7 protein-coding genes are annotated in these 6,766 nt (G+C 71.2%); 5 read left to right on the top strand and 2 right to left on the bottom strand.

Features of this window, described 5'->3' with window-relative positions; all coding sequences use genetic code 11:
• Positions 1–143: 143 nt before the first annotated feature.
• Both ACFV04_RS24435 and ACFV04_RS24440 read right to left on the bottom strand, forming a co-directional pair.
• Entirely contained in the window at positions 144–1,175 is a 1,032-nt protein-coding gene (locus ACFV04_RS24435) for a zinc-binding alcohol dehydrogenase family protein (protein WP_380532192.1), read from the bottom strand.
• A 44-nt stretch (positions 1,176–1,219) separates the two neighbouring features.
• A complete protein-coding gene (locus ACFV04_RS24440; protein WP_380532195.1) occupies positions 1,220–2,008 on the bottom strand; it encodes a glycine betaine ABC transporter substrate-binding protein in 789 nt (262 codons plus the stop codon).
• Between the two features lie 129 nt (positions 2,009–2,137).
• Between ACFV04_RS24440 and ACFV04_RS24445 the strand changes: the two genes are divergently transcribed.
• From ACFV04_RS24445 to ACFV04_RS24465, 5 genes are all read left to right on the top strand, one after another.
• The gene (locus ACFV04_RS24445; protein WP_380345796.1) at positions 2,138–2,515 is read left to right on the top strand and encodes a winged helix-turn-helix transcriptional regulator; all 378 of its coding nucleotides are present in this window, start codon (positions 2,138–2,140) and stop codon (positions 2,513–2,515) included.
• A gap of 418 nt (positions 2,516–2,933) precedes the next feature.
• Positions 2,934–3,371 carry a hypothetical protein gene (locus ACFV04_RS24450; protein WP_380532198.1) on the top strand — a complete coding sequence of 146 codons (438 nt, stop codon included), beginning with the start codon at positions 2,934–2,936 and terminating at the stop codon, positions 3,369–3,371.
• Between the two features lie 561 nt (positions 3,372–3,932).
• Positions 3,933–4,181, top strand: coding sequence for a hypothetical protein (locus tag ACFV04_RS24455; protein WP_380532201.1), 249 nt, complete (start codon positions 3,933–3,935; stop codon positions 4,179–4,181).
• A 145-nt stretch (positions 4,182–4,326) separates the two neighbouring features.
• Entirely contained in the window at positions 4,327–4,752 is a 426-nt protein-coding gene (locus ACFV04_RS24460) for a hypothetical protein (protein WP_380532204.1), read from the top strand.
• Positions 4,749–6,740, top strand: coding sequence for a beta-N-acetylglucosaminidase domain-containing protein (locus tag ACFV04_RS24465; protein WP_380532206.1), 1,992 nt, complete (start codon positions 4,749–4,751; stop codon positions 6,738–6,740). Before ACFV04_RS24460 ends, ACFV04_RS24465 begins: the two co-directional genes overlap by 4 nt.
• The last annotated feature ends 26 nt before the right edge of the window (positions 6,741–6,766 follow it).

A 6,766-nucleotide genomic window follows, 5' to 3' on the forward strand; every position in this document is an offset into this window, starting at 1 on the left:
CGCCGCACTGGTGGGCAGGCGCCGGACGCACGCGCCCGGCGGATACCGAAGCCTCTCGGTCGGCGTGCGCACCACCGACCGGTATCCCGGCGGCCCCGCCCTGTCCGAGCTGCTGAACAGGCCCAAGGCCGGTGTGTCGGGGGTCAGAAGCCGGTGAGGGTGGTCTTGCCGATGGCGGTGCCGCTTTCCTGGATGCCGTGGGCTTCGCGGAGGTTGGCGGCGTTGACGGGTCCGAGGTCCCGGGTAGCGGTGGTGGTGAGGATGCCGGCGTCCACCAGGCGGGCGACCTGGGCGAGGATGTGGTGCTGCATGGCCTGGTCGGTGGTCCGGAACATCGAGCGGGTGAACATGAACTCCCAGTGGAAGGAGATGCTCTTCGCCTTGAGTACGCCGATCGGCAGTGAGTCGAAGTCGTCGATGGCGACGATCTGCCCGAACGGGTTGAGAGCCTCGGCGTAGGCTTCGAGGTTGCGGTCGGTGCCGGCGGTGCTGAAGACGTAGTCCAGGCCGCCCGGCGCGACCTCGGTGAGCTGGGGGCCGAGCGGCTTGGTGTGGTCGACGATGTGCCGGGCACCCATCCGGCGGGCGAATCCCGCCGACTCCGGGCGGGAGGCGGTGCCGATCACGGTCAGGCTGGTCAGGGCGCGCGCCAGCTGGGCGACCATGGAGCCGACGCCGCCCGCGGCGGCGGTGACCAGCAGGGTGCCGGTCTGCTCCAGCGCACCGCTGCGCAGGCCGAGCCGCTCGAAGAGGCCCTCCCAGGCGGTGAGCGCGGTCAACGGGAACGCGGCCGCCTCGGTGAAGGAGATGGTCGCGGGCTTGCGTGCTGCCAGGCGCTCGTCCACGGCGTGGAAGCGGGAGTTGACTCCCGGCCGGTCCAGGGCTCCGGCGTAGTAGACCTCGTCGCCGACCGCGAACAGCTCCACCTCCGTGCCGACGGCGACGACGGTGCCGGCCGCGTCCCAGCCGAGCACCCTGGGCTCCCCGGCCGGGTCGGCGTTCTGGCGGATCTTGTGGTCCACCGGGTTGAGGGCGACGGCCTCGATGCGGACCAGCAGGTCGCGCGGGCCGGGGGTCGGGACGGGCAGCTCGATGTCGGTCAGGCTCTCGGGGTGGTCGATCGGCAGGCTCCTGCGGTAGGCGACGGCGGGCATCGTGCTCGGGATCCGGTTCATGGGAACGTCCTCGGGTCGGTGGTGCGGGCGGTGGTCACGTGCGGTCACGGCAGCAGCTCGGGGCGGGTGGCGAGGTAGTGGTCGGCGGCCTGGAGGGGGGTGAGGCCGCCGGCGTTGATGAGAGTGTCGAGTTCCTCGATGCCCTCGTTGCCAAGGCGCAGCGAGTTCATCCGGGTGACGGCCTCGGGGTGGATGCGTTCGAGGGCGTCCAGGCGGATGACGGGGCAGGCCGCGTCCACGGTGCCGAGCAGGCCCTTGGGTTCGGCCAGGGGGCGCAGTCCGTGGAGGCGGTTGAGGTACTGGGGGCGCCACAGCGGGATGACGAACCACTCCTGCCGGGCGATGCCGCGTTCGACGCGGGTGAGGAAGCCGGCCTCGGTGCCGGGGGTGAAGCGGTAGCCGGCTCGGTCCAGCCCGTACGTGCCGATCATGTCGGCGGAGAAGCGGCTGATGCCCGCCCCCGCGTTGATGCCGTCGACTGTCCGGGTCATCCGTGCGGCCACCTCGGGCCGGGCGAGGTCGGCGACGCCGGCGACCGTTGCGGGGACGTACGGGGGCACGGCCCAGACGCAGTACGGCCTGTAGTACGGCGACAGGACGCGGACCTGATCGCGGTAGGACGACAGGTACGTGGCGTGGCTGGAGGGCAGCCAGGCGCAGACCAGCACATCGATCTCGCCGGCCGCCTGCCGGTGGAACAGTTCCTCGTGCGGGGCCTCCAGGACGCGCACCCGGTGGCCGTGGGCCTCCAGGACGCGCTGGGTGACGGCCGCCGCGGCGCGGTGGAAGGACAGGGCGATGGTGCCCAGGGTGAGGGGAGTCGGGGATCTCATGGGAATGGGTCCTGCTTCGCTGACGTGGTTATCAGGTCGGCCCGTGACGTCCGGGCACGTCGGACACGGTATGCAACAGGTAGTGGTTACCCGCAAGGACCATTGGTACCTATTGGGTACTGTTGCGGCATGACGACGAATCCCGCAACCACCGCTGGTGCCTGCGACGACCCCAGGAGCGTCTACCTCGCCGCCTGCCCCTGCCGCGACATGCTCGACCTGCTCGCCAACAAATGGAGCGCCCTCGCACTCGGAGCCCTGGAGGACGGCCCCCAGCGCTTCGGCAAGCTGCGCACCCGTCTGCAGGGCGTCAGCCCCAAAGTCCTCACCCAGACCCTGCGCCGCCTGGAGGAACACGGCCTGGTCGACCGCGAGATCCACGCCGAGGTCCCGCCCCGCGTCGAGTACAGCCTCACCCCCCTCGGCGCCGACGCCTGCGCACCCCTCTCCCACCTGCGCAACTGGGTCGAACTCAACATCGACCGCTTCCCCGGGACCCTCGGCTGAAGGTCTTCGAAGGTCCGGGACACCGGAGCGTGGGAACGTGCGGTGATCTCCCGGGCCCGGACGACACCGCGGACTCCGCCGGCCCGGCGACGCATCCTCCCTGCGCCGACGCGGAATCCGCTGCACGATTCCGGAGAAGTCCGACCAGGTCCGCACCCGCAAGAAGCTGGGCGCCCGCGGCGGCCGTCCGCCGACGTTCCGGAAGGCCGACTACCGCGAGCGCCACGCGGTCGCGTCCGGGATCAACCGCCTCAAGCACCACCAGGCGGTGGCCCCGAGGTACGACAGGCTCGCAGTCCGCTACGGGGCCACCGTCACGATCGCCGTCATCAACGAGTGGCTCTGACCTTGCCGGCCAGGCTCGGTCAGCAAGAAACGCAGTACCGCTGCACGTAGTGAGGCATTTAGCCTGTGGCGCATGCATCAGCCTCGAAGGCGCGACCGGCGCACGGCTCGCCGCGTGCCGTCCGAGCCGGCCCAACGCCAGGCGTTCCGGCTCACGGCAGCGGGCGCTGATGTAGTCCTGGTCGGCTACTTCTCCGCGAAGCAGAAGGACTTCGAAGTGCTCATGGCATCGGCAGCTGCAGAATTGGGGGCGCGTGGCGCTCGGGTCGTCGTGCAGATTGTGCAGCGACGGGGTGTTTCGGACGGCGGGGTCCAGAAGATGAGCTTGCCCTACTCCTCGCGGACCCTGCTGAGCTATGGAAAGGTCCGCGAGGTAGCTCAGGCATGCGACCAGGCCAACGCTGACGCTGTGATCTTCGTTGCCACCTTGACCCGGCGCCAGCAGCGCACGCTGACAGACATGCTCGGCCGCCCCACTGCGAGTCTCACCGACATCCTCGCCGCCGACTGACCGCTCACCCGAGACGGGTTTTGAACATGCCCTGGACCACCCGCGGGCCGGCCCGACGCCTGCGGCGATCTGTCACCGGAGGCGGGAGATCGAGAACGGGTATGCCGAACTCAAGAACCGTCTGCGCGGAGCCGGGTTCGTCCTACGCTCGAAGTCGCCCGAGCCGGCATGTCAGGAGGTCTGCGCACTCCTCACCGTCTACCAGGCACTGTGCGCGCTGGAGTTGCACGCCGCACGGCAGAGTGGCGTCGACCCCGACCGGATTTCCTTCACCGTGACCGTACAGCTCGCCCGACTGAAGGTCGCCAGCCAGGCGGCCGCAGACGCCGTCACGCCGGCGGCAGCGCGCAGCGAGGTCGTCTGGGAGCTCTTGGACGAGATTCGAGTGGACGGCCATGGTGCCCCGCTCGGGCGCGCAGGTGCTGATCCGCTGACATGGAGAGTCGTACGCTCGGGTCGCTCACCGCCTCGGAGACTCCGGCGACAGCGACAGCCACCCAAGGCCGTGGCTGAGGTCAGTCCCTGAGCCTGGACTCCGCGCACCGGCGACTCCACCGGAGCGTGGCTGAACGCGTGCCACAACCCGTCATGATCACGGCGGCCACCGACACCCGAGTCGACCCCGACACCCCAGCTGACCTGGGGCGCTCGCGCTCACTCACCGTTCTGCTCGTCGCGGGGGCCGAGGCGGGCCGGGGTCAGTCGGCCGCCGACGGCCGCCTCGTGTGGGCGGGTCGACGGCGGCTTCACGCCACCCATGTCGGCGCGACCAAGGGCACCGGCCACGTGCTTGCGGCGCTCGGCCTGTGACAGGCCGGGACGCCGGCCCCGTGCCGGGCCGCTGCGGCTGGGGGGAACCGGCGGACCGGCCTATTCCGTCACAAACTGAACAGATGCCTCTTTTTCAGGGTCAGCCCGGGGGAGGCCGCCGCAGCCCGATGCAGAAGGAGTGCCCGTGACACACCCCCTGGTGTCCCTCCCGCCGTCCGCCGCCGACCAGGCGTCATCCGGGGGGAGCCGGCGGCAGCCGTTCCCGCAGTGGAGCCGACGCCAGGTGGTCGCTGTCCTGCTGGTGGTCTTCGGTGGGTACCTCCTGCCCGTCGTGGGCTGGCTGGTCGGGGCCGTCGTGTGGCTGCTCGTCCCGGGGTGGACGAGGGCGTCGAAGATCGCGGGGATGCTCGTGTGGCCGCTGTGCACCCTCGGCCTGGTGGTCACCAGCGCTGCCGCGTACTGGCTGGTCCTTCCGCTCGGTGACCCGGTCTCCTCCGTGATCACCTCGCTCTTCCTGCTCGTTCCCAGCAGCTGGTTCCTGGTGCTGGTGGTCGCCGCCTGGTCCCTGCTGAAGGCAGGCACCGACCGCGCGCACGGGAGCGGCCGGTGAGGCGGGTCACGCGGGCCGCCGCCGCGACGGCGGTGGCGATGGCCCTGGGTGCCGCCGCCGCATGCGCACCCCGGGACCCGGGCCGGCCGGCCGCCAGGCCCGCGACATCGGCCCCGTCGATCACCGCCGGCCCGGTCGACGGACCCGACCTGCCCGAGGTGTCGCCCACGCCGCACGAGATCCGCCGCACCGGTGCGGACCTACCCGTTCCCCGCCGGGTCGACGTGCTCCATGACGACGGGGCCGACGACCAGGCGGTCACGGTGGTCACCCAGGCGCTGCGCGCGGCAGGGGCCGAGGTGCGTACCGCAGGTATCGAGGAACAACCGTCCCGGCAAGCCGAGTTGACGCTGGTTCTGGGCCGGCGGGACGCTCCGCGCGTCAGGGAACTGCTGGCTCGCAGCGGAGCCTTCGGCCCTGGCGGCCTTCCCACCGAGGGCTACCAGATCACCTCCGGCACGGTGGACGGCCGCAACGGCATGGTGCTGGCCGGGCAGGACACGGCCGGCGTCTACTACGCGGCGCAGACCTTCACCCAGTTGATCCGGGACAGGACCCTCAGCGGAGCGACGGTCGTGGACTACCCCTCCATCCCCCGGCGTGGCGTGGTCGAGGGCTTCTACGGCACTCCCTGGACGCAGGCCCAGCGGCTGGACCAACTGGCCTTCTACGGCCGGATGAAGCTCAACACCTACCTGTATGCGCCCAAGGACGACCCGTACGGGCGCGACCGGTGGCGCGAGGACTACCCCGCCGCCCAGGCCGCGGAGCTGGCCGAACTCGCCCGGGCCGCCCGCGAGAACCACGTGGACTTCACCTACGCTCTCTCTCCCGGCAAGTCGATGTGCTACAGCTCGGCCGCCGACCGCGCCGCCGTCACCGGCAAACTGCGGTCCCTGTACCGGCTGGGGATACGCGACTTCGTGATGGCCTTCGACGACATCCACCCGCTGCCGGTGTGGAGCTGCGCCGCGGACCTGGCCCGCTGGGGACCGCTGAACGAACAGGCCATGGCCGCGGCCCAGAGCGAACTCCTCGACCGCGTCCAGCACGACGTCGTGGACCAGTACCCCGACGTGCGACCGCTGCAGATGGTCCCCACCCAGTACAGCGACCTGAAGGACACTCCGTACAAGAAGACACTGCGCCGCACACTGGACGGCCGGATCGCGATGATGTGGACCGGCGCGGACGTCGTACCCACCAGCGTCACCGCCCAGCAGGCCCACGACGCCACGGAGGTGTGGGGCCGTGAGGTGACCCTGTGGGACAACTACCCCACCAACGACTACGACCACGCGGCCGGACGCCTGCTGCTCGCCCCCTACGCACGCCGCGCCCCCACCCTGGACGAACACCTCACCGGCATCGTCCTCAACCCCATGAACCAGGCCTCGGCCAGCAAGCCGGTCCTGTTCACCGGCGCCGACTACGCCTGGAACACCCGCGCCTACACCCCCGAGGCCAGCCTCCGGGCCGCTGCCCGCTACCTCGCCGCAGGCGATCCCTCCACCACCGACGCCCTGGCCCTGTTCTTCGACACCCAGCACCTCGCCCCCAGCTGGGACGGCACCCCCTGGCAGCCGCAGGCCCCCGAACTGCAGGCCCGCATCGACCGCTTCCAGGCCGACTGGAAGGCCGGCCGCCAACGGAACGCCGCACAGGAACTGGGCCGCTACGCCCGCTCCATGGCCGCCGCCCCCGAGCAGATCCGCGCCCATGTGCCCGATGCGGGCCTGGCGGCCGAGGCGAAACCCTGGCTGGACGCCCTCGCCCTGTGGGGACAGGCCCTGACCGACACCAGCGACGCCCTGCTGGCCCGCCTCGACGGTGACACGGCCCGCGCCGAACAGCTCTCCTCCCGCTCCCGCGATTACGCCGGACAAGCCGCCGGCCGGCACACCGTGCCGGGCGCCACCCGCCCCCAAGGCCCCGTCAAAATCGCCGACGGCGTGCTCGACACCTTCCTCGAACAAGCCCTCACCTGACCCGCTGCGCGGCCGGTGGTGACGGC

This window comes from Kitasatospora sp. NPDC059599, assembly GCF_042735125.1.
Classification (GTDB): domain Bacteria; phylum Actinomycetota; class Actinomycetes; order Streptomycetales; family Streptomycetaceae; genus Kitasatospora.

Excerpts from the sequence above, each read along its gene's own strand:
- ACFV04_RS24435 (WP_380532192.1), bottom strand. The coding sequence starts at position 1,175 with ATGAACCGGATCCCGAGCACGATGCCCGCCGTCGCCTACCGCAGGAGC.
- ACFV04_RS24440 (WP_380532195.1), bottom strand. The coding sequence starts at position 2,008 with ATGAGATCCCCGACTCCCCTCACCCTGGGCACCATCGCCCTGTCCTTC.
- ACFV04_RS24445 (WP_380345796.1), top strand. The coding sequence starts at position 2,138 with ATGACGACGAATCCCGCAACCACCGCTGGTGCCTGCGACGACCCCAGG.
- ACFV04_RS24450 (WP_380532198.1), top strand. The coding sequence starts at position 2,934 with ATGCATCAGCCTCGAAGGCGCGACCGGCGCACGGCTCGCCGCGTGCCG.